Origin of the sequence: Pirellula sp. SH-Sr6A (genome assembly GCF_001610875.1) — a bacterium.
In the GTDB taxonomy this organism is placed as follows: Bacteria; Planctomycetota; Planctomycetia; order Pirellulales; family Pirellulaceae; genus JBKCUI01.
Window position 1 is genome coordinate 2,522,043 of the sequence record NZ_CP011272.1, and the last position, 24,094, is coordinate 2,546,136.

General features: G+C 55.0%; 20 protein-coding genes. 10 read left to right on the plus strand and 10 right to left on the minus strand.

Annotated elements, in window-relative coordinates:
- The first annotated feature begins 2 nt into the window (after positions 1-2).
- Together VN12_RS09880 and VN12_RS09885 are read left to right on the plus strand one after the other, a co-directional pair.
- Complete coding sequence (locus VN12_RS09880) at positions 3-962, plus strand: 3'-5' exoribonuclease YhaM family protein (protein ID WP_146676661.1); 960 nt, start codon at positions 3-5, stop codon at positions 960-962.
- Between the two features lie 70 nt (positions 963-1,032).
- Entirely contained in the window at positions 1,033-1,761 is a 729-nt protein-coding gene (locus tag VN12_RS09885; RefSeq protein ID WP_146676662.1) for a uracil-DNA glycosylase family protein, read from the plus strand.
- Here the strand turns inward: VN12_RS09885 and VN12_RS09890 are convergent.
- Together VN12_RS09890 and argG are read right to left on the minus strand one after the other, a co-directional pair.
- Positions 1,739-2,335 (minus strand): hypothetical protein, encoded by a 597-nt coding sequence (locus VN12_RS09890; protein WP_146676663.1) that lies wholly within the window; start codon positions 2,333-2,335, stop codon positions 1,739-1,741. The two genes, VN12_RS09885 and VN12_RS09890, sit on opposite strands and share 23 nt — an antisense overlap.
- A 164-nt stretch (positions 2,336-2,499) precedes the next feature.
- The gene (argG, locus tag VN12_RS09895; RefSeq protein ID WP_146676664.1) at positions 2,500-3,825 is read right to left on the minus strand and encodes an argininosuccinate synthase; all 1,326 of its coding nucleotides are present in this window, start codon (positions 3,823-3,825) and stop codon (positions 2,500-2,502) included.
- Positions 3,826-4,063: 238 nt separating this feature from the next.
- Here argG and VN12_RS09900 point away from each other — a divergent pair, with 238 nt between their 5' ends.
- Together VN12_RS09900 and VN12_RS09905 are read left to right on the plus strand one after the other, a co-directional pair.
- The gene (locus tag VN12_RS09900; RefSeq protein WP_146676665.1) at positions 4,064-5,992 is read left to right on the plus strand and encodes a hypothetical protein; all 1,929 of its coding nucleotides are present in this window, start codon (positions 4,064-4,066) and stop codon (positions 5,990-5,992) included.
- Positions 5,968-7,554: an AMP-binding protein gene (locus VN12_RS09905; RefSeq protein WP_146676666.1), complete on the plus strand. Its 1,587-nt coding sequence runs from the start codon at positions 5,968-5,970 to the stop codon at positions 7,552-7,554. The genes VN12_RS09900 and VN12_RS09905 overlap by 25 nt, the downstream gene beginning before the upstream one ends.
- Positions 7,555-7,563: 9 nt before the next feature.
- Here the strand turns inward: VN12_RS09905 and VN12_RS09910 are convergent, their stop codons facing one another.
- The 3 genes from VN12_RS09910 to VN12_RS09920 all read right to left on the minus strand — a co-directional run bounded on the left by VN12_RS09910 (position 7,564) and on the right by VN12_RS09920 (position 11,636).
- Positions 7,564-10,146, minus strand: a complete 2,583-nt coding sequence (locus tag VN12_RS09910; protein ID WP_146676667.1) for an ABC transporter permease — start codon at positions 10,144-10,146, stop codon at positions 7,564-7,566.
- Complete coding sequence (locus VN12_RS09915; protein ID WP_146676668.1) at positions 10,146-10,940, minus strand: ABC transporter ATP-binding protein; 795 nt, start codon at positions 10,938-10,940, stop codon at positions 10,146-10,148. The genes VN12_RS09910 and VN12_RS09915 overlap by 1 nt, the downstream gene beginning before the upstream one ends.
- Before the next feature lie 198 nt (positions 10,941-11,138).
- Complete coding sequence (locus VN12_RS09920) at positions 11,139-11,636, minus strand: dihydrofolate reductase (RefSeq protein WP_146676669.1); 498 nt, start codon at positions 11,634-11,636, stop codon at positions 11,139-11,141.
- A gap of 144 nt (positions 11,637-11,780) precedes the next feature.
- On the opposite strand from VN12_RS09920, the gene crtI reads away from it, so the two are divergent.
- Genes crtI through VN12_RS09945 form a run of 5 tightly spaced genes read left to right on the plus strand, consistent with a single transcriptional unit; the run spans position 11,781 to position 16,635 of the window.
- Positions 11,781-13,328 (plus strand): phytoene desaturase family protein, encoded by a 1,548-nt coding sequence (gene crtI, locus VN12_RS09925; RefSeq protein WP_146676670.1) that lies wholly within the window; start codon positions 11,781-11,783, stop codon positions 13,326-13,328.
- 8 nt (positions 13,329-13,336) lie between these two features.
- The gene (locus tag VN12_RS09930; RefSeq protein ID WP_146676671.1) at positions 13,337-13,828 is read left to right on the plus strand and encodes a glutathione peroxidase; all 492 of its coding nucleotides are present in this window, start codon (positions 13,337-13,339) and stop codon (positions 13,826-13,828) included.
- A 22-nt stretch (positions 13,829-13,850) separates the two neighbouring features.
- Positions 13,851-14,954 (plus strand): DegT/DnrJ/EryC1/StrS family aminotransferase, encoded by a 1,104-nt coding sequence (locus tag VN12_RS09935; RefSeq protein ID WP_146676672.1) that lies wholly within the window; start codon positions 13,851-13,853, stop codon positions 14,952-14,954.
- Positions 14,951-15,688, plus strand: a complete 738-nt coding sequence (surE, locus tag VN12_RS09940; RefSeq protein ID WP_146676673.1) for a 5'/3'-nucleotidase SurE — start codon at positions 14,951-14,953, stop codon at positions 15,686-15,688. Before VN12_RS09935 ends, surE begins: the two co-directional genes overlap by 4 nt.
- 35 nt (positions 15,689-15,723) lie before the next feature.
- Positions 15,724-16,635 carry a PQQ-binding-like beta-propeller repeat protein gene (locus tag VN12_RS09945; RefSeq protein ID WP_146676674.1) on the plus strand — a complete coding sequence of 304 codons (912 nt, stop codon included), beginning with the start codon at positions 15,724-15,726 and terminating at the stop codon, positions 16,633-16,635.
- Positions 16,636-16,648: 13 nt separating this feature from the next.
- Here VN12_RS09945 and VN12_RS09950 read toward each other — a convergent pair whose 3' ends face one another.
- Both VN12_RS09950 and VN12_RS09955 read right to left on the minus strand, forming a co-directional pair.
- A complete protein-coding gene (locus tag VN12_RS09950) occupies positions 16,649-18,289 on the minus strand; it encodes an FAD-dependent oxidoreductase (RefSeq protein ID WP_146676675.1) in 1,641 nt (546 codons plus the stop codon).
- 72 nt (positions 18,290-18,361) lie between these two features.
- Positions 18,362-18,727: an ArsR/SmtB family transcription factor gene (locus tag VN12_RS09955; protein WP_240491385.1), complete on the minus strand. Its 366-nt coding sequence runs from the start codon at positions 18,725-18,727 to the stop codon at positions 18,362-18,364.
- A 181-nt stretch (positions 18,728-18,908) separates the two neighbouring features.
- Between VN12_RS09955 and pepF the strand changes: the two genes are divergently transcribed.
- A complete protein-coding gene (pepF, locus tag VN12_RS09960) occupies positions 18,909-20,702 on the plus strand; it encodes an oligoendopeptidase F (RefSeq protein ID WP_146676676.1) in 1,794 nt (597 codons plus the stop codon).
- Here pepF and VN12_RS09965 read toward each other — a convergent pair.
- From VN12_RS09965 to VN12_RS09975, 3 genes are read right to left on the minus strand one after another with little or no spacing between them, the layout of a single operon-like run.
- Positions 20,691-22,301: a sulfatase gene (locus VN12_RS09965; RefSeq protein WP_146676677.1), complete on the minus strand. Its 1,611-nt coding sequence runs from the start codon at positions 22,299-22,301 to the stop codon at positions 20,691-20,693. The two genes, pepF and VN12_RS09965, sit on opposite strands and share 12 nt — an antisense overlap.
- Positions 22,289-23,521: a peptidase T gene (gene pepT / locus VN12_RS09970; RefSeq protein ID WP_146676678.1), complete on the minus strand. Its 1,233-nt coding sequence runs from the start codon at positions 23,519-23,521 to the stop codon at positions 22,289-22,291. Before pepT ends, VN12_RS09965 begins: the two co-directional genes overlap by 13 nt.
- Positions 23,518-23,832 carry a hypothetical protein gene (locus tag VN12_RS09975; RefSeq protein ID WP_146676679.1) on the minus strand — a complete coding sequence of 105 codons (315 nt, stop codon included), beginning with the start codon at positions 23,830-23,832 and terminating at the stop codon, positions 23,518-23,520. Before VN12_RS09975 ends, pepT begins: the two co-directional genes overlap by 4 nt.
- Between the last annotated feature and the right edge of the window lie 262 nt (positions 23,833-24,094).

A 24,094-nucleotide genomic window follows, 5' to 3' on the forward strand; every position in this document is an offset into this window, starting at 1 on the left:
CGATGCCTCGTACCTTTATCAGCGATATTCAGCCGCAGATGCAGATCGACGAGGTCTTTCGTATCGCGGATCGGCAATTGCGAGCCAATCGACAGGGGGGACACTATTTGCTGCTTCAGTTGCAAGACCGGACAGGGACGATTTCGGGAATGCGATGGAATGCAGATGAACGCATAGCCGACAAATTTCAACGAGGAGCCTATGTGCGTGTGCAAGCCGCATCGCAGCTTCACAACGGCGTATTGCAACTAATTGTCCATCAAATGCAGGGGGTGGAGGAGGGCCAAATCGAGCCAGAAGACTTTGAAAGCGCGACGCGCGTCGACGTGCCTTCGCTTTGGAACGAACTACGTAGTTTGCTGGACTCGATTCAGGATCCCACGCTGCGGGCGATCGCGCAGTCGTTTGTTACCGATCCTGAAATCGAAGTCGCCCTCAAAATAGCGCCTGCTGGAATCAAGACCCATCACGCCTACCCGGGTGGATTGCTGGAGCACATTGTATCTTTGGTAAAGCTCGCTTCCGCGCTGGCCTCCCATTACGCTTACCTCGATCGAGATATCTTGCTCGCAGGTGCCTTTTTGCATGACATTGGAAAGCTAGAGGAACTCGCTTTCGACGGTGAACTGACTTACACCGACGCGGGGCAATTGATCGGACATCTGGTGCAAGGCGTCGGAATGGTCGAACGTAAAGCCGCGGATCTCGTACGCGAAGGGTGCGACCTGGACCCGAACAAGTTGCTGCACCTCAAGCACATCATTGTGAGCCATCATGGATGCTTGGAACATGGCAGCCCAAAGGTACCGATGACCATGGAGTCGATGGCATTTCATTACATCGATGAGATGGATGCAAAGTTGAGTTCGATTCGCGGAATGATCGAGGCCGATCGCACGCGAGATACCTGGACCCCTTACAACCCCTCCTTAGCGAGAAAGATTTTAAAGCCCCTGTCCTAGGTCTTGGTAACAATAGAATCGGCCCGGAGGGATTGGACGACGAGGTCTCGTAATCGAGGAGCGGATGGATATGCCGAAATCAATTTCCAATGCATTGACCGAGTTGACCTCGCAGTTTTGCCATGATGTTTCGTCTCTGTCTTTTCGGGCCCCGGTAGAGTGGGTCTACAATCCCTTGCAATACGCATGGGAACCCCACCGGGAATATCTGCGTCGCTACGGGGGCCGTCAAGGCCGCGCTGTCTTTCTCGGTATGAATCCAGGGCCATTTGGAATGGCGCAGATTGGTATACCGTTTGGAGAAATTGCACTAGTCCGTGATTACCTAGGGATCGTGGCTCCGGTCGGTCGTCCTGAAAAGGAGCATCCGAAACGCCCTATCGAGGGATTCGCATGCAAGAAATCCGAGGTATCGGGCCGTCGGTTTTGGGGGCTTTTCGCCAAACGCTTTCCTTCGCCGGATATGTTCTTCCAGAACCATTTCGTGTCGAACTATTGCCCTCTGGTGTTCATGAACGAAAGCGGACGCAATATCACGCCGGACAAACTTCATCGGGAGGACAGCAAAATGCTCGAAGCATGCTGCGATCGGTTCCTCGCTGACTCGCTCGCGATCATGAAACCATCCATCGCAATCGGAGTTGGAGCCTACGCCGAGAGCTGCTTGAAGCGTGTTCTAGGCGAAGCCAACGGAATTCCTGTGAGCAGAATACTGCACCCGAGTCCCGCATCTCCTGTCGCCAATCGGGACTGGGAGGGGCAAGCGGTTCGTCAGCTTACCGAAATGGGAATCTGGTAGGAGCCGGATATAGCCGTTGACTTGTCGTGGGTACGGATGGCTGGGACATCTTCGGTGCAGGCAATGGTTCGGCGCCCCCAGGCGATCGTAACCTCGGATTCGCATCGCTCGGAGACGCGAGAGGAGCAGGTCGAGTCGGCATGGGAGAGATGGGGGCCGGCTTCGGCGTCAAAAAAGTTGATGTCGGCGGTGCGGTCGCGGAGCTGCCCTGATCCGGCGAAGCGTACAGCGAGTATCCGAGGGACGAAGACTGCTCCATCGACTGATACTGGCTCCAATTGCTGCCGCCCAAATCGGGCCATGGATCGCGGGTCGCTGGAGTTGGGGTGGGAGCAAGGGGACGTGCGAAAGAGACGGGTACCGAAGCAGCGCGATGCAATTGCGACACAGGGGAACAGCTTCCCGAATTGCATGCGTGGTAACCCTGGCCGTATCCGATTCCGTGGTATCGCCCCAAGTAGGTTAGCACGGGATAATTCGTGCCGTTGCCGAACTGAGCTCGGCATTCGGATGCCCCCAACTCGACACCGAGCAGAGCGAACCCCAATCCGAAAATGCGGTAGCAACGACGCATGCGCTGACTCCTTTCATCGCGAGCGATTTCAACGACCATGCATCGAATTTCGGACCGTGACGAATGCGTCGTGCAGCCAACTGCCTCGGTCCGTGCAACCCCGCAATCGAATCCGTTGCGACGCGAGGGTTGGGCAAGATTTGCCGGCAGCCGAGACTCTTCGTCTATTCTTCGAGCAGTTTGATGGAATCGTTATTACCACCTGCGAGCAGTCCGACGCTGCGATAGACGGTCAGCTTTTCACGAGAGTCCGTGATATCCAAGTTTCGCATGGTGAGTTGACCAATCCGATCGGTTGGCGTGAACTCCCCTTGCCCGCTCTCCATCGTTAATCGTTCGGGTTTGTAGGTCAGGTTGGGGCTCTTGGTATCGAGCAGGGAGTAGTCGTTACCCCGGCGGAGCTCGAGAGTGACTTCTCCGGTGATCGCGCGAGCGACCCAATGCTGGATGGCTTCGCGGAGCATCAGAGCTTGGGAGTCAAACCATCGCCCTTCGTACAACAGGCGTCCCAAGCGGCGCCCCATATCCCGGTACTGTTCCATGGTCCCTTCGTTGTGAATACCGCTGATCAGCCGTTCGTAAGCGATGAAGAGCAAAGCCATTCCAGGGGCTTCGTAGATGCCTCGACTCTTGGCCTCGATGATTCGGTTTTCGATCTGGTCGGACATTCCCAAACCGTGCCGGCCGCCGATGGCATTGGCTTCGAGGACCAAATCGACTTGGGATTTGAAGGATTGGCCGTTCAGTGCGACGGGCAATCCCGCTTCGAAGGTGACGGTGACGACTTCCGGGGTAACGATGCAATCGGACTTCCAGAAAGGAACTCCCATGATGGGATCCACGATTTTGATGCCCGTATCAAGATTTTCGAGATCCTTCGCTTCGTGCGTCGCACCCCAGATGTTCGAGTCGGTCGAGTACGCTTTTTCCTTGCTCATGCGATAACCGAGGCCCGCTTTCTCGAGCAATTCGGACATTTCTTTTCGGCCCCCGAGCTCCTTATTAAAAGTTTCGTCCAACCAAGGTTTGTAGATCTGGAGTTCTGGATTGGCTAGCAAGCCATAGCGGTAGAATCGCTCGATATCGTTCCCTTTATACGTGCTCCCGTCCCCCCAAATGTTGACCCCATCCTCCTTCATCGCTTGGACTAGCATGGTGCCCGTCACGGCACGCCCAATCGGTGTGGTGTTGAAATAGGGCAGTCCTGCGGTGGTGATATGAAAAGCACCGCACTGCAACGCCGCGAGCCCTTCATGCACCAGCTGTTCACGGCAGTCGATGAGCCGGGCTTTCTCCGCGCCGCATTCGAGGGCTCTTTTGGGGATATCGTCGTAATTCGATTCGTCGGGTTGGCCGAGGTTGGCTGTGTAGCAATAGGGGACCGCTCCCTTCTGTCGCATCCAGAAGATCGCAGCGCTCGTGTCGAGACCTCCAGAGAAGGCGATACCAACGTTTTTGCCAACGGGGAGGGACTGGAGGATTTTCGACATGGAGCTACCGCTGATGGAACCGGGAAATTGAGACGACAGGGTCCCCGATCTTACACAAAAACCCTCGTTTTCCTACCCATATCCAGTGCGGGCCAAATCCCGAGGCACATCGAAACAGAACTGGGGAATAGTAGGATTGGGCGAGTTGGAGAAAATAGGTGCTAGGATCCAGCCCTGACGACCGTTACAATTTCGGCTTCGTACGACGCCACTCAGAGGAGCATCAAGGAGGTTTTAAATGCCAATACATTCGATTCAACAACGTCGCGCAGGATTTCGCCTTTGGCTATCCCTAACGGCAGTTTTCAGTGCCCCAGTTGCGGCGGGCCCGTTTGCGGCCCTAGCGGCCTTCGGACAGGAGTCCGAAGAGGCTTCGCCGGCAGCCGTCCCTGCTCCGGCAGCCGCGGTGACACCATCTCCAGACTCCCCGCAGTTGCGATGGCTACCAGCGATCCAAGCAGCGCAGGAGCGCTTGGATGCAAAATCCTTTCCTTCGACGCAGTCGGCTCGCGAACGGCTAGACCAAGCCGTCGCGGCGTTCGAATCCTATTTGGACCGAACTCCCGACAATCGCGACCAGTGGAAGGAATTCCTTCGCTGGGGTCAGCTGCGTGCCGAGCTTGCTAAAGAGCAGCCCGATCAAGACAGTTTGTTGCAACTCGAGAAACGTTTCCGCCAGAACTTCAACGGATTAGAACTCAGCCCCTTCACCAGCGTCCGAGCCGCTATCCACGATTATTTGGTCGCGTTGCGTTTCGGCTCTGACCCTGGCAAGTCGGTGGAGATCCTGAGCAATCGATTGACGCAATTGGCCGATTTGATCCAAAAGTCCGATCTTTCCAAAGATATCAACGCTCGACGCGATGCTGCGTTGACCGTTTCATACTTGGACCAAGCCAATCAAACCCCCGAACTGATTCGCGAGATCCAAGGGTCCTTTTCGCGGCCCAATGCCCGGGTCCTCCTGACTGCAGACTACGTGAATAATCGATTCGGCCGCGGTGTTTGCGAACCGAATCCCGTATGTGAAGAGATCTTGGGTACGCGTATTTTCGGTAACAGTATTCTCAGCGGAGCGGTGACTCCCCGATTGCTTCCGAACTCATCGCAGGCCATGGTACGACTGCAGCTGCACGGGGATTTCTCCAGTAACAATATTGGCTACAACCGAGGTGTCAAACTCTACACAACCGGTTCGGCTTTCGTATCGGCCAGCGAGACGATTTCGCTCGGACCAAACGGATTCATGGCGCTCGGTGATACCAATACCGATGCAAATCTAACCACCAATATCCACGCAATCGACGCCAAGCTGAAGATCATTGAGAAGGTTGCCGCGAAGGTCGCTGCCAAGCAGAAGCCACAAGCCGATGCGATCGCTGAAGGTCGCATGGAGATGCGAATCCGCAATCAATTCCACCAACAGCTCGTGACTCAACTTTCGGAGTCCAACGAGAAAATCGGCAATCCCTCGATCGTGGAATTGGTCCGTTTGGGACTTAGCAAACCCATGCGATCATCGTGGAGCAGTGACCACTATATGGCGATGCTCTGGAAGGTGCAGCAAGATGTTCAGCTCGCTGCGTCATCGTCCTGCCCTCACGTCGTTCCAACGACGGGTATCGCGTTGCAGATCCACGAGTCGGCCATCGCCAATTTGTTGGACCCAGTATTGGCGGGTCGGATCTTGAACAGCGAAGAGGCCGAGATGTATCGTCAGCAGTTCGGCGAACTCGCGGCAGGAGCTGTCCGCCGTGAAAACGATGAGCCTTGGGCAATCACCATGGCTGGAAGCCAACCCGTGGAAGTGCAGTTCGAAGACTCGAAGATTATCTTCCGTATTCGAACGACGAAGCTCGATCGTGGAGATCAAGCCCTTGATCAACCCGCGACCATCGAGGCGTCGTACACACCGATCTTGGTCGACGGTGCCCTTCAATTGGTCCGGGACGGTGAAGTTCGCATCGAATTCTACGGACGCCAACAGCGCGGGGTCCGTGCCGTTTCCCTCCGCAGCTTCTTGAAAAAGAAGTTCGACGACGTCTTCAAGCCCGAATTGCTGGACAAACCACTTCGCATCGACGAAAAACTTCCTGCCGATCTGCAGGGGCTTCGTTTGGCTTCGATCGTAGTGGATGAAGGATGGCTCCAGGCGCATTTGAACTAAGAAACGGCGTCCAGCGAGGTGGAGATCCCCCCCCCTCGGCGTTGATCTATCTTGCAAAGCATGCTCGGTCCAAGCCCGATTCGGTCGCTTGGATCGAGCGATCTGCGGACCTTCATAAGCCACCCCTGCAGATATCTTGGAGCCAGCTCACAGGACTAGTTCAAAGCTTTGCTCATGAGCTGTCGCGTACGGGAATTCGTCGCCAGGATCGCGTTGTCCTTTGGGGATTCAATTCATTGGATTGGATCCTCACGGATTGGGCCTGCAATGCTCTCGGCGCGACTTCGATTCCGTTGGATCCCCGTCTCCCAGATCAAACCGTTCGCGACATTGTCGATCGAGTTTCACCTCGAGCCACGTTTCTAGATCCCCTGCATCGGGAACGCGTAGCTGGCCTCCCCCTCCCTAACTGGAGGTCGCTACCTACCGGCGGCGATCCAAGTTGGCTCGATTCGAGGCTTAAGGATGCAACCATTGGGGACGCATCACAGCCGGCGACCATACTGTTTACGTCAGGGACATCCAACACCCCCAAAGGGGTGATGCTTTCGCATGGAAACTTGATCTCCAATGCTTTGGCCAAGCTCAAAGCGATGCCTCAGTTCCCAACCGACCATCGAGTCAATCTCCTTCCATTCGCGCACGCTTATGCCCGTACTTGCGAACTGACCACCTGGTTGATCAGCGGTTCCTCCATGGAGGTCGCGCGCGGGCTCGATGACTTCTTTTCCAGGCTTCCCTTCGCACGACCGACTTTGATCAACGCGGTTCCTTCTGTCTACGAGGCCTTGCTCGCGCGACACCCAGCGTCCACTGAGGCGAATCTTCGGGCGGCTCTAGGTGGTCGGATCCGACAGCTGGCCAGCGGTGGAGCCCCATTGCACTACGCCCTACGAACCTGCTTCCAGGACGCGGGAATGCCCATCTATCAAGGGTACGGGCTCACGGAAACGAGCCCCGTCGTCTGCTCGAATATCCATCCGGACTCCGGCGCACCCACTTGTTTAGATGGTGTCGGTCCACCGGTTGAGGGAACGGAAGTGATGCTCGACACGGACTCGAATCTCTGGGTGCGAGGGCTCAACGTCATGATGGGCTACTGGGACGATCCTGAGGAGACGAATCGACGCTGGAGAAGATTCGACGGTCCGCACGAAGGGGATTGGTTTCACACAGGCGACTTGGCAAGACGCATCGAAGGGACCCCATCGCTCGAGATTCTAGGTCGATGCGACGATACGATCGTGCTGGCAAATGGCTACAAACTTCATCCGCTTGCGATCGAGGCTCAGTTGAGCAAGATTCCGTATTTGGAAAATTCCGTCGTGATTCCCGCGTCCAACGGCACTTGGCGAATCTGCGTTTCGGGCAGGAAGGAATCGATCGGTTCGGACCAATTAGTGGACTTGGAAAAGCAAGTTCTCGTTCGGTGCAGTCAGGAGTTTAGAAATCTGTTTTCCAAGATCGTGATTTGCCCCGAACCATGGACCGTCGAATCCGGATTGCTCAACTTCAAGGGAGCGAAGCGCCGGAATGAGTTTGCCGCACGATTTGGTCGTTAGACGTGCGATCTACTCGTATTGAAGAGCCTTCGAAAGGTTGATTCGCGCAGCGCGTTCTGCGGGGATCCAGGAGGCCACGATGACAACGAGGAGTTCAAAGAGCAGACCGCCTCCCAGCAACCATGGGTAGATTTTGAAGGCAACATCGTGACCCGTCACTTGCATGGTCGTGAGGTTGATCAAGTAGGAAATCCAGACCCCCGTAAGCACTCCGGGGACGATCCCGATAAGTCCCATAATGAGAGCTTGGGCAAAGATCATGCGACGCACTTGCCGGCGTGTCATGGCGACGACACGCAGCATCCCGATTTCACGGGTTTGCTCGAGGATGTTCATCGCTAGTGTATTGATCAATCCAAAGGCTGCGATAATCGAGCCCAGGATCAACACCGCCCACAATCCGCCTACCACTCCGTTGAGCGTATCGCGAATCACCTTTACCAAATCGGCGTACGACTGGAACATCAGACCCGTTTCATCGCACAAGCTCCTCAACCTCGCTTCTAGCGACTTCAAAGCTTCTGGCTTCGATTTCACCACAATCACATCGGTTCCTTCAACGTTTAGCAATCGCTTTGCGTTATCGGATTCGAGATAGAGGGTCAGTCCTCCCGCGATGTATTCATTGGTCACACCCACGATTTCTAGATCGGAAGAACCATCGTTGGTCTCGAGAGGAATCGTATCGCCGCGATGGAGATTGAGTCGTTGTGAGAGAACGGATCCGAGGACCACTTTCCCTTTCTGAACTCCGTCCATAACCTCTTTCTCCTCCCCTTCCACGAGATCGAAATAGTCCTGGGAGGTTGAGTTAAACTTGCGAACGACGACGACGACGGAATTTTCGCCGGACCGAGCCCGGACAAATCGGAGCGTATCCACAACATCGACACCTGGCATCGCAGCCACTTGTTCGGTTAGACCGTCTGGCATATCGGCCGATTGCCCGCTGTTCATGTCGGGCATCGCGGCGCGGATGAAAAAATCTCCGATGATAGAACGTTGATACCACCCTTCGACGTTTCCGATATTGTCGAGAATAGTGCTGGCCATTCCCAGACCGGTACTCATCGCGATAAAGACTATCCCGATCGTCAAGGAACTTCGGCCACGGTGGCGAAGGATCTGTCGACGAGCAAGCTGGGCTTCGGTTTTCAGAATGGGTGAGATGAGCTTGGCGACCCAATCGGTCAAATCGCTGATGATGCCTGGGAGCAGGAAAATCATTCCCACGATCATCACGACAGCGCCGGTTATGGCGTGGCTCTCGTCGATCATTCCAGAGACAGATAGAAACTGGGTCAAACCACCGACGGTGATCATAGTTGTTCCGAAGACGAGCCAACCGATTCGAGAGGAGCCGAACTCACCCGTTGCGACGACGCGCATCGCTTCGGCCGGTGAAAGCTGTGACGCTCGGAAGGCTGGGAAAAATGCCCCCAAAAACGCGACGACCAGACCCGCAATCGCTGCGCTCAAATAGGGCCAGATCGACCACGGACTTTGCGGGATCGAAATCTGAAGGAGTTTCGACGTAGATTGATTCAGGAGGGATGCACCGAAGTAGCCGACGATGCACCCGAGCACAATTCCGATCGCTCCCAACCAGAGCCCTTCGCGAACAATCATCCAAAGCAGTTGCCCACGGAGCGCCCCCATCGATCGGAGAATCCCCAACTGCCGTCGGCGTTCTCCGACATTCATCTGAAACGTGTTGTAGATGATGAAGGCAGAGATCAAGAGTGCAAAGGCCGTGGCCAGACGCAGACCTTGCTGCATCGCGATGGTGCTCTCCCCGGCAACTTGACTCCGCAGAGCAGGCTCGCGCACTTTCATTCCTTCCGGAAGCTGGCTGGAAATCGCAGCCATTACCTCCGCCGCGTCCGCTTTCGGCTTGAGCACGACCTGAACCGCATCCAGCTTTCCGTTGGCTTGCGACCAGCGCTGAATGGTTCGCAACTGCCCGACCACCAACCCCGACTGCAATCCTGCGCTCGCATCATTCGCCTTGATCAAGCCGACAACGGTCGCGTTTTGGCCGAACGATCGTGTGAGGAGCCGGAGCTGCGACCCTACCTTGATCTTTGCCGACTGCGCGAACCCAGCATCGATCAGGACCGATTGTCGATCGCTTTCTTCGTAGGTGAGCTCTTTTCCCTCGACAACCGTGTAGCCGCGAACTTGTTTGTCCAAATCGGGCATGACTCCTAAAAGCTGAACACGATAGGAAATCGGTTTCTTCGATTCGCTGGAGTCCGCAGATTTTTCGGCCTCTTTTCCTGGCTCTTTGGCGGGCACAACCTGCATATTGGAAAAGCGTCTTAGGATCGGCGATGCAACTTGGACAGCATCGAGTTTTGCGACGAATTCCAAAGGTTTGCCGTCAAAGGAGGCTCCGCCAACCCCCTCGATTTCGAGGGATGCTTTTCCAGTTACGGACTGAACCATCGCCTCCTGGGCCAGCCGGGCCGAATTCGAGGCTAGCGAGGTTGCGACGATCGCGCTGACCCCGATGACAACACTAAGCAAGGTCAGGAGGCTGCGCAGCGGTCTACTCTGGATTTCGCGTCTGGAGAGCTTTCCAAGAGGCATTAGCGATTTCCCTCCGAGAGGATCGCATCACTTGCCGAGGTTTGAGGGGCGTGCGACGAAGATCCTGACCCGGCAGGGGTAGGGACGGATGGAAAAGTGGCGGCGAATTCGGCTTGGGAAAGGTCCCTCTCAATGTTCCCATCGCGGAACATCAGCAATCGGAATGCAGATTTCGCGACGTTTGCATCGTGCGTGACCATGATGATCGTCTGCTTGTGGTCGGCGGCCAGGCTATGAAGAAGAGCCGTGACCCGAGCGCTCTGACGGGAGTCCAAGTTCCCGGTGGGTTCGTCCGCCAGCAAAATCGCCGGCTGAATTGCCAAAGCTCGGGCGACCGCGACTCGCTGTTGCTCCCCCCCTGACATTTTGGACGGGATGTGGTCGGCTCGATGCCCGAGTTCCACACGTTCTAGTGACTCCATGGCACGCCGCTTCGCCTCCTTGGCGTCTACACCGTCCAATTCCAACGGGAGCGACACGTTCTCTAAGGCGGTGAGCGTGGGAATCAGATTGAAGGCCTGGAATACGAACCCGATTTTGCGGCGACGGAGCAAGGTCCGTTCGTCATCCGACAAATTCGCAATATCGACCCCGTCCAAGATGACCTCGCCGCTAGAGGGAGGTTCGATTCCACCGAGAATGCTGAGGAGAGTGCTCTTCCCTGATCCGGAAGGCCCCATCAGCGCGACAAATTCCCCGCTTTCGATCGAGAGGTCCACGCCACGCAGTACTTCGACAGCGACATCCCCTGTCCCAAACTGCTTGCGAAGATTCCTGGTTGAAATGATTGGCATAGGGCTGCAAGAAAAGGAGGTATCGTTCGGTGCAAAACGACGGGCCGATTCGCGCCTGCTTGGAGAAAAGGGAACTCCCGATGCGACGTTTCGTCCCACCGGAAGCCACCCAGTGTACTCCAAGACAGAGGCTCCTGCGAGCCATGTGGCGCTCCGACCGTTCCTAGGCGTCACACCGGGACATTCCGGCTCGGGCCATCAGGCAGAATAGACCCATCGTTCATATTCCGTCGGCCAATCGTTTTGGGAATCTGCTGGAACATACATCCGTTCGGCGCAGGTGTATTGTTCTAGCCCCAGATGGGACATTCGGGTGTCCCCGGGCACATCCGCCAACACACGCGTCAAATGGACAACCCCACATTCTGGCAACAGCAACCTGTAGATCTCCGCTCCGCCCACCAGAAACAATCGCCCCTGGGGTGGCAAACTCGCAATCGCGTCGTTCCAATCCCGTACGACGTGGCACCCCGGGACTTGAAGTCCCCCTTGGCGACTTAAAATCCAAGTCTGCCGACCTGGGAGCGGACGACCTATCGATTCATAGGTCTTCCGCCCCATGAGCAAAGCATGCCCCATCGTGATCTTGCGGAACCGCATCAAGTCCGATCGAAGCCTCCATGGCAACCCCTGTTTGTCACCAATCACGCCGTTGCGAGCGATCGCCAGGACCGCTTCAAACCTTGAATTTGGCATATACGCGCCGCGGCAATCGTGAGAGATTGAGGGAATAGGAAGGCGGACGTTGGACGCAAAGGATGCTACCCAAGTCCGCTTGTCGACTCGCTATAAATGATCGACCAGAATCATACCCATAAGCGAAATTGGCGACTAGCGAACATGACGACGCGCAAAGTGGTGGTAATAGGAGCCGGACCCGGCGGACTGGCGACTGCTCTCCAACTGGCACACTCGGGTGCACAAGTCACAATTTTGGAAGCGAGGGATGTTGTCGGCGGGCGATGCTCCACCCTCCGAGCCCAAGGCTTCTCCTTCGACGTCGGCCCCACGTTTTACCTCTACCCTCGCATTCTCAAGGAAATCTTTGAATCGATCGGGCGGAATATCGACGACGAGATTCCAATGAAAAAATTGGATCCGCAATACCGCATCAGCTTCGGATCCGGCGGGGAGCTGGACTGCACTCCAAATCTCCAAGAAATGGATCGGCAGATTCGAGAACTTTCGCCAGCGGATGCTGGCGCCGTATTTCGCTACATCCAAAAGAATCGGACCAAATTGGAACGGTTTCGACCCATTTTGGAATCTCCGTTCAATAGCATGCTCGACTTGCTGCGCCCCTCGCTTGCAGCCGCTGCCCCGTATGTGAAACCTTGGAAATCGCTCGGAAACGACTTGGAGAGCTTCTTCAAGGATCCGAGATTGGTAATCGCATTTTCGTTCCAAGCGAAGTACCTCGGAATGTCCCCATTTCGATGCCCGAGTCTCTTTTCGATCCTCTCGTTCTTGGAGTACGAGTACGGCGTCTTCCACCCCTACGGGGGATGCGGGCGCGTGAGCGAGAGAATGGCCGAGATTGCGGAAGAGGAGGGCTGCGATGTTCGTGTCAACGAACCCGTTACCAAACTCCACTTCAAGGGGCGTCGCGTCACCGCAGTCGAAACGCAGGAGGGCATTTACGAAGCGGACGCGATTGTGATCAACGCCGATTTTGCCCATGCCATGCAAAAGCTCGTTCCCAATCACCTCCGTCGCCGCTGGTCGGATGAGAAACTGGCGAAGAAGAAATTCTCCTGCTCGACCTTCATGATGTATCTCGGCGTCGAAGGGTCCTATCCCGACGAAAAGCACCACACGATCCACATTGCCAAGGACTACCAAAAGAACCTTTACGAGATCGAACAGTCGAAAGTCCTGCCGAGCGATCCCTCGATCTACATCCAAAATCCCTGCATCACCGATCCGTCCATGGCTCCAGCGGGAAAAAGTTCGCTCTATGTCCTCGTCCCTGTCCCGCACGTGAGCCCCAACACGCCTTGGGATGATACGCAACGCACATACTTCCGACACCTGACTCTGCGAAAAATGGAGGAAGTCGGTTTCCCGGATATTCGGGAAAGGATTGTTTACGAGAAAGTCGTAACGCCAGCCGACTGGAGAGATCAGTTCTATGTCTACCAAGGTGCCACGTTCAACCTCGCCCACAATCTAGGCCAAATGCTCCACCGCCGCCCGCATAACAAATTTGAAGAACTCGACGGAGTCTATTTGGTCGGAGGTGGCACTCACCCTGGGAGCGGCTTGCCTGTGATCTACGAATCCTCGAGGATCACCTGCAAGCAACTCTTGCCCGATCTAGGTCTGCCCTCGCAGTTTATTCGTGATATGCGTCCCTTAGATCGCCCTGAACCCGAGTTGGTTAGTTAGGTTGGAACATGACGGATATTTATCAGTTCCAAGCCAAAGGGATCGACGGATCCCCGATCTCTCTCGATCGTTATCGAGGACGCGTCCTCCTCATTGTCAACGTCGCTAGCCACTGCGTCTTTACCAAGCAATACAACGCATTGCAGGAGCTTCATCAGAATTATTCGGATCGCGGTCTCTCGGTTCTCGGATTCCCATGCAATCAGTTCGGGAATCAAGAACCCGGTAGCGATGAAGAAGTGAAATCATTCTGTGAACTCCATTACCATGTCGCTTTCGATCTGTTCTCCAAGGTCGATGTGAACGGTCCGCATGCTGATCCCATCTTCCAATACCTCAAATCCCAAGCGCCCGGGTTGCTAGGATCGGAGTCGATCAAGTGGAATTTCACGAAATTCCTGGTGGGACGCTCGGGCAATGTCCTGCGCCGATACAGTTCAATGACCACGCCCAAGCAATTAGAATCGGATATCGAGTCCGCGCTGAACGAGACCGTTTGATCCCAAAACCCCACCGATTCGAATGACCCATCCCCCCGCTCCTCGCTCCCTGACAGCATTAGCGGTCGAAGAGTCCGTTCGCCAATGCATCGCCAGTGGAACATGGCGATGCTACTCGGGTCCCAACCTGGAACGACTGGCCAAGTGGTTTTGTAGCACGCTCGGCCATCGTCATGTCCGCTTCTGTTCGTCGGGAACCCTCGGTATTGAACTGGCTCTCCGCAGTTTGCATTTGCGTCCCGACGAGGAAGTCCTTCTATGCGGCTATGACTATCCTGGTAACTTTCGTGCCGTGGAGGATAGCGGCGCCCGAGTGGTACTCTCCAATCCGTCCCCCGCGCTGCAATGGTCGCTCGATATCGATGTATTAGAACAATCCGTTGCATCTGAGACAAAAGCGATAATCGTCAGTCACTTGCATGGTGAATTGGCCCCAGTGCAAAGAATCGTCCCCTGGGCGCACCAGCGAGGCATCACCGTGATCGAGGACGCGTGTCAAGCCACGGGAGCGATGCTTCAAGGTCGTCCGATTGGAAGCTGGGGAGATCTAGCGGTCTTCAGCTTCGGTGGCAGCAAACTGGTTTCTGCAGGCCGAGGAGGGGTAGTGTTGACTTCAAACGATTTGTTAGCACAACGCATGACCTGCTTCTGCGAAAAAGGTAATGACGCGTTCGCCATGTCGGAATTGCAAGCCGCTGCGATTGTTCCGCAATGCGAGAGACTCGCGACAGACCACCGTACCCGCCAGCAGAGTGCTCAACAACTTTGGCAGACCCTCTCGAAATTCCACTGGCTTCGTTTGCCTCGCATGGACGAGATGGATGCTGAAGCAGCTTATTACAAACTAGGAATGCTGTGCGATTTCGACGCTATCGATCGGGATCGAGAACGAATTTTGACAAAGTGGCAGGAGGGAGCTCTCCAAGTGGGGAAAGGCTTTCCTGGATTTGCCAGCCGTTCACGAAAAAGGTATCGTTCGGTCGATTCGATGGAGAGGTCAGGTAGCGTTGCGGCGTCCACGATTGTGATACACCACGCCCACTTGCTCGATCCGTTGACGGGGGAGGTGTCGGTGAGGCGGATCATCGATGCGTTTGAAGAACTCGAAAAGGAATTCCAAGCGTGAAGCTGCTGCTGACAAACGATGATGGAATGGATGCCGAAGGACTGCAGGAATTGGCTCGATTGCTACGCGTAGAACACGAATGCTGGGTCGTCGCGCCCGATCAAGGACGCAGTTGCTGCAGCCACTCGGTAACCAACGCAGAACCGCTCAAACTGAGGCAACATGGAGAACGAGAGTGGGACCTTTCCGGTACCCCTGCCGATTGTGTACGCGTGGCGATCCATTGCCTGAACTTCAAACCCGATTATGTACTCTCGGGAGTCAACCACGGTGGAAATTTAGGAGTCGATACTCTCTACAGCGGAACGGTGTCGGCGGCCCGCGAAGCCTCCATGCTCGGAATTCCGGCTGTAGCCCTCTCCCAGTACATGCGGCGCGATATTGCGAAGGATTGGGCCCAGTCCGCATTCCGAGCCCGTCGCGTCCTAGAACACTTGTGGCTCGACCCACCGGTGGAAGGTACGTTTTGGAATGTGAATTTGCCGGCGATCGTCCCGGAAGAAGTGGTGGGGACGGTACACTTTCCTATCTCGTTTTGCGATACAGAACATTCTCCGCTTCAATTTCACTTCACGCCCTACGAAACAGCGAATCCAGAGCTGTTGGGTGGGAACTCGGTTAGGACATTTCTGTACCAAAGCAATTACCAGACTCGTCCCAGACAAGACGGCAGCGATGTTTCCTTATGTTTCGCTGGACATGCCACGGTGACGAAACTCAAATCATTCGGTTGAATCCAACCTCTGCTCTTTTTTGAAAGACCTCTCTCATGAAGTTGTCACACTGTCTCCCATTCTTGCTCGCTCTAGGGTTGATCGCTTCAAGCCCACTATTGGGGCTTCAAACGATACACGCGCAACAAAAAGGTGCACCACGCGCTCTGTTTGCGGCCGACTATCAAAAGAAAATCGCTGCCGTCATCAATGCCGACGGTTCGGTTCGGTGGAGCCTGCCTATTCGAGATATCCACGATGCTCAGCCACTCCCCGGCGGAGATTGGTTGCTTCAAACCCACTTTGGCGAAGTTCGACGCATCGACTCAGCGGGCAAAGAGAAATGGGTCTACACCCCGAAGCCAGAATCAGGAGTCGAACGGGTCGAAATCCACGCATTCCAATATCTGCCTAAAAGCAAAGAGTGGATGATCGCCGAAAGCGGAAACACACGAATCCTCTTGCTTGATGAAAATCGTTCTCTCAAGAGCAAAATTCCACTCCAAGTTTCCAAACCGGATCCCCATCGCGATACACGATTGGTTCGACATACCCCCCAAGACACTTTCCTCGTTTGCCATGAAGCCGACATGCTGATCCGGGAATACAACCGGGATGGCAAGATCGTATGGGAATACCCGGTCGGCAAGAAAGCCTATTCGGCTGTCCGACTGGCCAACGGCAATACGCTGATTGGAACGGGAGATGGTCACAGCGCGATCGAAGTTTCGCCAAGCAAGGAAATTGTTTGGCAAGTCGGTGAGAACGACCTCCCCGGGGTAAAGCTCGCTTGGATCACCATGGTCCAACGACTTCCTTCGGGTAACACTTGGATCGTTAACTGCCATGCAGGACCTGAGAATCCACAAATCGTCGAAGTCAGTCCGGACAAAAAAGTAGTTTGGTCGTTCCTGGACTTTGAACGTTTTGGAAACTCCCTCCCCGTCGCATTACCGGTAATCGAGTAACGCTGGCGAAGGACTACTTCGGCGCAACGAGCTGATAGGTAAGATAGCCACCCGACAGATTGCAAACCTCGAATCCATGTTGCAGAAGGATGCGAGTCGCAATGTAGCCGCGCTGCCCGACGCGGCAGTACACGTAAATGGGCTGGTCCTTTGGCAGCCGATCCAACGAACTTCGCAGCTGGTCGACAGGAAGTAGCATCGCACTAGGGTAATGCCCTTGCTCGAATTCCGAGGGATCGCGAACGTCCACAACGAAGGCGTTCGTATCCTGCATAATATCGGACCAATGAGCGATCGGATGATCTCCTCGAAGAACACCGGCTGCGATGAAGCCCGCCATGTTGATCGGATCTTTGGCAGATCCGAATTGGGGGGCGTACGCCAACTCGACTTCTTCGAGGTCGACCACCGTCATTCCAGCTTGAATGGCCATCGCGAGGACATCGATTCGCTTATCGACTCCCTCTCCTCCCACGATTTGGGCTCCGAGTATTTTTCCGGTCTCGGGTGCAAAAAGTAGCTTCATGCACATGCCCTGCGCACCCGGGTAGTAGCCCGCGTGATGGGCAGGATGCAGATAGATTTTTTGGTAGGGGAGTTGGCATCGCAGCAAGGTGCGTTCGGTAGCCCCTGTCGCAGCGGCGACGCACTGAAAAGCGCGGACGATGGCCGTTCCTTGCGTTCCTCGGTATCGGAGAGAGCGACCGAGGGCATGGTCCGCAGCAATTCGTCCTTGCCGGTTGGCAGGCCCTGCTAACGCGATCTGCGCTCGCGATTTCAGAACAAAGTCTTCGACTTCGACGGCGTCACCCACGGCGTAAATATTCGGGTCGGAGGTTTGCATGACGTCATTCGTGACAATTCCGCCGCGCGTTCCGATCTCAAGTTCCGCTTGAACTGCCAAGTGATTCTCGGGGCGCACACCGATGCCAATCAGCACCATGTCCGTGGCGATCTCGCCACCATTCTGCAGGGTAACATGCAGCTTTCCTGCATCGCTCCGCTTGATCTGACTCGCAGTGGTCCCCAAGTGAAGCTGCACTCCGCGTTCTTGGAGCTGGCGTTCGATCGGCGTGGTCATCTCCTTGTCCATCGTCCCGAGAACTTGATCGGTCAATTGAACAAGGTGGGTGCGAACACCTCGATGCACCAAATTCTCGACGACTTCCAAGCCAATGAATCCGGCCCCGATCACCACGGCGTCCCGGATACCGGAATCGACGAGCCCGCGAATACCATCAACGTCGTCGAGCGTTCGCAGGGTGTAGACGTTGGGTAACTCAGAACCTGGGAACGGGGGGCGAATCGGTGACGCTCCCGGTGAAAGGATTAACTTGTCGTACGACTCGAGAACGATCTCCCCGGTCTTTTGATTCTGCAATTTGATTTTCTTTTCATCTCGCAGGATCTCGATCGCGTTTGTCTCCGTTCGAACATCAATTCGAAACCGATCTTGCAATCTCTGGGGAGTCGTAACGATTAGCTTTTCACGTTGCCGGATCGCGTCTCCTATGTAGTAAGGGAGGCCGCAGTTCGCAAACGATACGTGACGTCCCCGTTCGACTAAAACAATGTGCGCATCTTCGGATAATCTCCGAGCACGCGCGGCGGCAGAGGCACCTCCGGCGACGCCACCGACAATCACCAATTTCATCCAACTACCTCATCCTTCGAACCACGGGAGGGACTCGATCGACCGACAACTTCACAGAAACTTGTTTAAGGCTCACGAAGCGCTTGCTTGAAATTTGTTCTCAATACAACACATGATGTTCGCCAACTCCGGTTCGATCACTCGGTAATACGCAAATCGTGCTTCCTTGTCGCAGCCCAGAAAACCGCACCGCTGTAACAACTTCAAGTGCTCCGAAGTTTGGCTGGGGGAAATCCCACAGCGTTCTGCGATCTCCCCAACGGTGCAACGCTCCGTAAGCAGCAACTGCACGATCTGGAGACGCACCGGGTGCGCCAACACCCGAAGACACTCTGCCGCATGCTGCCATGCCTTCAAAGAAAGGACGGGTCGGTTGTTCTGGGCGATCACCGGCCCCGGGACGCTGGGCATCGGTGGTTGGGAACTTGGATTTGTCATTTTCTTACTTCGAATCAATGTGTCGATAGCTGGCGATATGTCAATACACAATTCCTAGAGCCTTCGATCGCAGCGAAGGTGAAGGGATCCTATCTTGAGCTGCTACTAAGAAAATACGTACTCTGTAAACTCTTGAATTGTGGCTCGACGACAGGACTTACGAACAGAAAGACACTGCGAAATGGACAATCCTAACCGATCCGAAGTTCCCGTTGCGGACACATGGGACCTAAGTAGCCTGTTTCCCAAAGATGAAACCTGGAACGCAGCCCTTGCTGAATTCGAACAACTTATACCGGGCTTTGCGCCATTTGCAGGGAGACTCGGGAGCTCGCCCGAGGTGTTGGCGCAATGCCTGGAATTCGATTGCCGCGTCGACCACTTGGCCGAACGGATCGGCGTTTACGCTTCCCTGCGTACCAGCGAGAACCAAACCAACAGTACCTATCAAGGCTATTTGGCACGGTACTACTCGGCCGCGACGAAAGCCGGACAAGCTGCGAGTTTTATCCGCCCCGAGATCTTGAGTATCCCTCAAGATCGATTGCTCTCATTCCTGGAGCACCCGGCCCTCGCCCCCTTCAAACTGGTTCTCGAACGAATCAATCGCTTTCGTGCCCACACCCTCAGTCAGTCCGAAGAACGACTGATGGCCATGCAAGGAGAAATGGCTCAGACAGCCAGCAAGGCATTCCGCCAACTCAATGACGCCGACTTGAAATTTGGGAAAATCAAAAACGAGAAAGGGGTTGAGCAAGATCTGACGAACGCATCATTCAGCTCGTTTCTCATTTCCCCCGATCGCGATGTCCGCCGCAACGCGTTTCATCAGTACTATGCCGAGTTCGAAGCGCACGAGAATACGCTCGCAGCCACCTTAGCTGGCAGTGTCCATACAGACGTCTACTATGCCAAAGCGAGAAACTATCCGAGCGCTCGCGAGAGCTCCCTCTTCGGTGATAACGTTCCCGTCAGTGTCTACGACAACCTCATCGCATCGGTTAGGAAGAATTTGCCCGCTGTCCATCATTACTTCGAGCTGCGCCGAAGAAAGATGGGGCTTGCCGACATCCATCATTACGACACTTACGTCCCTATTCTCGCGGACCGCCAAACACACTACACCTGGGATCAAGCAGTCGATGTTGTTTTGGATTCGCTGCAGCCGCTCGGATCCGAGTATGGCAAAACTCTCGAAGCAGGGTTACGAGGCCGTTGGTGTGATCGCTACCCGAATAAAGGCAAACGAAGTGGTGCCTTTAGCAGCGGAGCGTACGACAGTGATCCGTTCATCTTGATGAACTACAAGCCGACGGTTTTGAACGATGTGTTCACCTTGACGCACGAGGCGGGGCATTCGATGCACACCTATTACTCGTCAAAGAATCAACCCTTTCATTACTACAGCTACACAATCTTCGTTGCGGAAGTTGCTTCGACGTTCAATGAGCAATTGTTGGCAAAGTATCTGATCGATCGAGCGAGCACGAAGGAAGAGCGTGCGGCATTGATCAATCATGAAGTCGATAGCATTCGTGCCACGATCGTTCGCCAAACCATGTTCGCAGAGTTTGAAAAGATCGTCCATGAGATGGCTGAGGCGGGCGAGCCTCTCACTGTCGCTTCGATGCGCCAAGCCTATCGCGAACTCCTAGAAGCCTACTTTGGTCCAGACTTCGCGCTGGACGATCAGCTCTCGTTGGAATGCTTCCGTATTCCACACTTCTATAACGCATTCTATGTTTACAAATACGCGACCGGACTTTCCGCTGCCATCGCCCTCTCCCGGAGGGTCCTCCAAGGTGGACCTCAAGAACTGGATGACTATATGAGTTTCCTCAAGGGAGGCTGCTCGAAGGATCCACTCGATCTGCTTCGTGGTGCGGGAGTCGACATGAGCCAACCTGAGCCAGTCGACATTGCTCTCACCGAGTTCGGCAAACTGGTGCAAGAGCTCGATGAGCTACTTGTCTGATTCCCGAACAGGTCCGGAAAGAGGCGGGGACTCGAAGTAGTCCCCGCCGTTTTGAACCCGAGGATCGCCCGTTCGCTCTAGCTCTTGCATCAACCTCGCGTGCAACTGCTCACGGACTTTTGCATAATCGGAATCGCCCGCCACATTGCGGGTTTGGTTTGGATCTCGATTTAAATCGTACAGCTCCGATTGAGGCCGCTTGCCGTATACCCACTCAAAATGGGATCGCCACTCCGGGTCATGGCGGTGCTGCACCAACCATGCCTTGGTGGGCCCCGCGTCTTCATCTGGTAGTGTTACACGCGTCACATCGGTCAATTCCTTCAACGTGGGCTCTCGACCATCCTCCAACCGATAGGGATCTCCAAGTGGCCAACGATCGGGTTCGAAATTGAGGATGTAAAGATAGTCGTCGGTTCGTATCGCGCGTTGCGGATAGGGTTTGAAATCCGCCCGCGCATTCTCAACATGCCTCTCTCGACCGACAAATACTGCGTCGCGTGCGGGCTCGCATTTGCCAGATTTGGACGATTGCAAAATGCCCATCAAACTCCGACCGGTCATCGTTGATGGAATCGGCACTCCGGCTGCTTCTAAGAAGGTAGGAGCCAGGTCTGTGAGACTCACCAAATCGTCGATCGAGCGATTCGCAGGCGCCTGGCCCCATCGCATGATGAGTGACACGTTGGTTCCAAAGTCGTAAAGATTGCACTTCCCGTGCGGGAACCCAGGTGGCCCATGGTCCCCAGAAATGACAATGAGAGTATTGTCTAATTCGCCGGTTTCCTCCAACCTTCGGATCAACCGACCCACCGCAGCATCGAAAGCAGCGATCTCACCGAAGTAATCGCATAGATCCTCGCGCACTATCGGAACATCGGGAAGAAAGCTGGGCATCTTCCCTTCAAGTTGGTCCGGGTCGAATCCCCACAAGGCTTTACCGGATCCTTGAGTCCACTGCCGATGAACATTAGTTGGACCAAACCAATAACAAAACGGTGCACCTTCAGGTCTGGCATTTAAGAACGCATTGAAGTTCGCATCGACCTGGCGAAGGATCTGCTCCTTGGCGTCCGCCAACGCGACGCCTTCTTGGAGTGCCTTCGTGACACTTTGCGAGAACTGATTGATCTTGCCCCCGGCCTTTTCGAAAGCATGTTTCCCAGCTCCGTAGGGAGCATCGTTGGGTGTTCCGGGGCCCCACACTTTGTACGTTTCCCCAATGTGATAGCCGCTATCTCGCAGGAGCAAGGGATAGGCTGGAATCGCGGGATCCCATACCGCACCCCGCAGGATCGCGCCGCGGCCGGTGCGCCAAAAATGCTGACCGGATAAAAGTGCGCTTCGGCAAGGAGTACAACTCGGAGCCGACACGAATGCCTTCCGGAACAATACTCCCTCGCGGGCCAAGCGGTCGATGTTGGGTGTTTTGACAAAGTCGTTCAACGTCCCGGGACCATCGGCTTGGGCATAGATACTCGCGAACCTCCCCCAGTCATCTGCGAAGGCGAAGAGGATGTTGGGACGCTTTTCCTGTTCCGCACCCGCAATCGACGCGAACACCAGGAAGAACGTCCATCCGATCACTATTCTGAACATGTCGACCACAGCCCCAGCAAACAAATTCCATGCTCGATCGCTTGCTCGATCTGATCGATCGATGCAAATTCGCGTGTCGAATGAATATTGTACTGCCCGACCGAGAGGTTGGGCGTAGGGACACCCATCGCGGTGAGCAACGCTCCATCGGTACCGCCCCGTATGCGATCCCGACGAAATGGATACCCGCATTTCTCGAAGGCCTTCTCCGCGAGCTTTACCGTCTCCGGTCGGCTTCGAATTCCGTCCGCCATATTGCGGTATTGTTCGGTAACCTCGATATGGACCGACAATCCGGGTATGGTCCGCGAGACGGATTGGCCATGCGCTTTGAGTAGATTTGCGTAGTTCGATAGCATCGCAGTATCAAAGGAGCGTAGAAGCACTTGTACTTTGGCCTCCGCGACACCGCCATCGAAGTGATACGGGTGCATAAATCCTTCTCGTCCCTCGGTGGATTCAGGAGAGTCGCTCGCGGCAGGCATCATGGACAAGAATTGCGCGGCCCCCCGAAGCGCATTGATCATCTTCCCCTTTCCAACCGAAGGATGGGTATTGCGTCCAAGAAACCGAACCGTGGCTAAATCCGCAGAGAACGTTTCTTCGTCAATGGTTCCCGCTCCACCCCCATCCAAGGTATAGCCGGCGATCGCACGGATCTGCTGACGCTGGATGCGAGACGTACCTCGACCGATCTCTTCATCGCAGGTAAACAGGATTTGAACAGGCCCGTGCGGCAAGCTCGGTTGCTCAACAAACCGCTGGACGATCTCCATGATTGCCGCGACCCCTGCTTTATCGTCCCCCCCAAGCAGAGAGGTTCCGTCGGTGGTGATCAACGTGTGACCAGCCAGTGCTCCCAATTCGGGAGTGTTATCTGGGGTTATCCAATCCCCGCTGGCCAGCTCAATGCGACCGCCATCGTATCGATCAATTCGATGCGGAATGCACTTGCCAGATGCTTCCGGGGAAGTGTCTAGATGCGCATTCAATAGGATGGGTGAGGCGTTTGGCACATTGCCCGGCAACCAACCCCACACCAATCCGTGCTCATCCTGGATGACTTCTTCCAGCCCCAATGCGGCGAGCTCGTCTCGAAGCCGTTTTCCGAGCACTCGCTGGCCCTCGCTGCTGGGATAGCGATCGGTGTCCGGATTCGCGGTGGTATCGATCGAAACATAAGCGAGAAATCGATCGATCAACCTTTCTCGCAGATTCATTTTCCGAGCTCCGATAGCAACTCACCCATCTCGCTGGCTGCATGAAGATCGTTTTGCTTGCGAGCCTCCTCGATGCCGACTCGCAAGACGCTACGGGCCTCTTCAACTTGTTCTGTTTCGGACAGTTGTTGAGCTACCATCAGAAACGCGGGGACGAAAGGGGGGGACGTTTTCTCGATGAGCCCCTTAAGCAACTCGATGCTCTTTTCGGATTGGTCCAGCTTGCGATATTCCATCGCCAAGGTGTAACGCAGAAACGTATCCTCCGGCTCCGTCTCGAGCATGGCCAGAATCTTTTCAAGTCGCGACATTCCCCACCCTTTTTTTCACCGTGTCCAGCAGACCCATCGTCGAAGCACCGCTCCTCTGTTGTTCTCAGTAGAGCGCCATAGCAAATCACGCTTAACTATTGTGCTTCGCCAGCCGAACATACCACGATTTCCCTGGGCTCGTCAACGACCTCTCGCAATCGACAACCGAAGCTCTTCCCTTTAAAATCCAAGCCAATTGGGCTGCTGAATTCCACGAACCGCGGGTGCCTTTCGATTTGTTCTGTAAAGGATGCTCGCACAT

What these genes read in the sequence shown, in the direction of transcription:
- VN12_RS09950 (WP_146676675.1), bottom strand. Translation starts at nt 18,289, where the DNA reads ATGAAATTGGTGATTGTCGGTGGCGTCGCCGGAGGTGCCTCTGCCGCC.
- VN12_RS09930 (WP_146676671.1), top strand. Translation starts at nt 13,337, where the DNA reads ATGACGGATATTTATCAGTTCCAAGCCAAAGGGATCGACGGATCCCCG.
- VN12_RS09920 (WP_146676669.1), bottom strand. Translation starts at nt 11,636, where the DNA reads ATGCCAAATTCAAGGTTTGAAGCGGTCCTGGCGATCGCTCGCAACGGC.
- VN12_RS09885 (WP_146676662.1), top strand. Translation starts at nt 1,033, where the DNA reads ATGCCGAAATCAATTTCCAATGCATTGACCGAGTTGACCTCGCAGTTT.
- VN12_RS09935 (WP_146676672.1), top strand. Translation starts at nt 13,851, where the DNA reads ATGACCCATCCCCCCGCTCCTCGCTCCCTGACAGCATTAGCGGTCGAA.
- VN12_RS09945 (WP_146676674.1), top strand. Translation starts at nt 15,724, where the DNA reads ATGAAGTTGTCACACTGTCTCCCATTCTTGCTCGCTCTAGGGTTGATC.
- VN12_RS09905 (WP_146676666.1), top strand. Translation starts at nt 5,968, where the DNA reads ATGGCTCCAGGCGCATTTGAACTAAGAAACGGCGTCCAGCGAGGTGGA.
- VN12_RS09915 (WP_146676668.1), bottom strand. Translation starts at nt 10,940, where the DNA reads ATGCCAATCATTTCAACCAGGAATCTTCGCAAGCAGTTTGGGACAGGG.
- VN12_RS09975 (WP_146676679.1), bottom strand. Translation starts at nt 23,832, where the DNA reads ATGTCGCGACTTGAAAAGATTCTGGCCATGCTCGAGACGGAGCCGGAG.
- VN12_RS09880 (WP_146676661.1), top strand. Translation starts at nt 3, where the DNA reads ATGCCTCGTACCTTTATCAGCGATATTCAGCCGCAGATGCAGATCGAC.
- argG (WP_146676664.1), bottom strand. Translation starts at nt 3,825, where the DNA reads ATGTCGAAAATCCTCCAGTCCCTCCCCGTTGGCAAAAACGTTGGTATC.
- crtI (WP_146676670.1), top strand. Translation starts at nt 11,781, where the DNA reads ATGACGACGCGCAAAGTGGTGGTAATAGGAGCCGGACCCGGCGGACTG.
- VN12_RS09910 (WP_146676667.1), bottom strand. Translation starts at nt 10,146, where the DNA reads ATGCCTCTTGGAAAGCTCTCCAGACGCGAAATCCAGAGTAGACCGCTG.
- VN12_RS09900 (WP_146676665.1), top strand. Translation starts at nt 4,064, where the DNA reads ATGCCAATACATTCGATTCAACAACGTCGCGCAGGATTTCGCCTTTGG.
- VN12_RS09965 (WP_146676677.1), bottom strand. Translation starts at nt 22,301, where the DNA reads ATGTTCAGAATAGTGATCGGATGGACGTTCTTCCTGGTGTTCGCGTCG.
- VN12_RS09955 (WP_240491385.1), bottom strand. Translation starts at nt 18,727, where the DNA reads ATGACAAATCCAAGTTCCCAACCACCGATGCCCAGCGTCCCGGGGCCG.
- pepT (WP_146676678.1), bottom strand. Translation starts at nt 23,521, where the DNA reads ATGAATCTGCGAGAAAGGTTGATCGATCGATTTCTCGCTTATGTTTCG.
- VN12_RS09890 (WP_146676663.1), bottom strand. Translation starts at nt 2,335, where the DNA reads ATGCGTCGTTGCTACCGCATTTTCGGATTGGGGTTCGCTCTGCTCGGT.
- pepF (WP_146676676.1), top strand. Translation starts at nt 18,909, where the DNA reads ATGGACAATCCTAACCGATCCGAAGTTCCCGTTGCGGACACATGGGAC.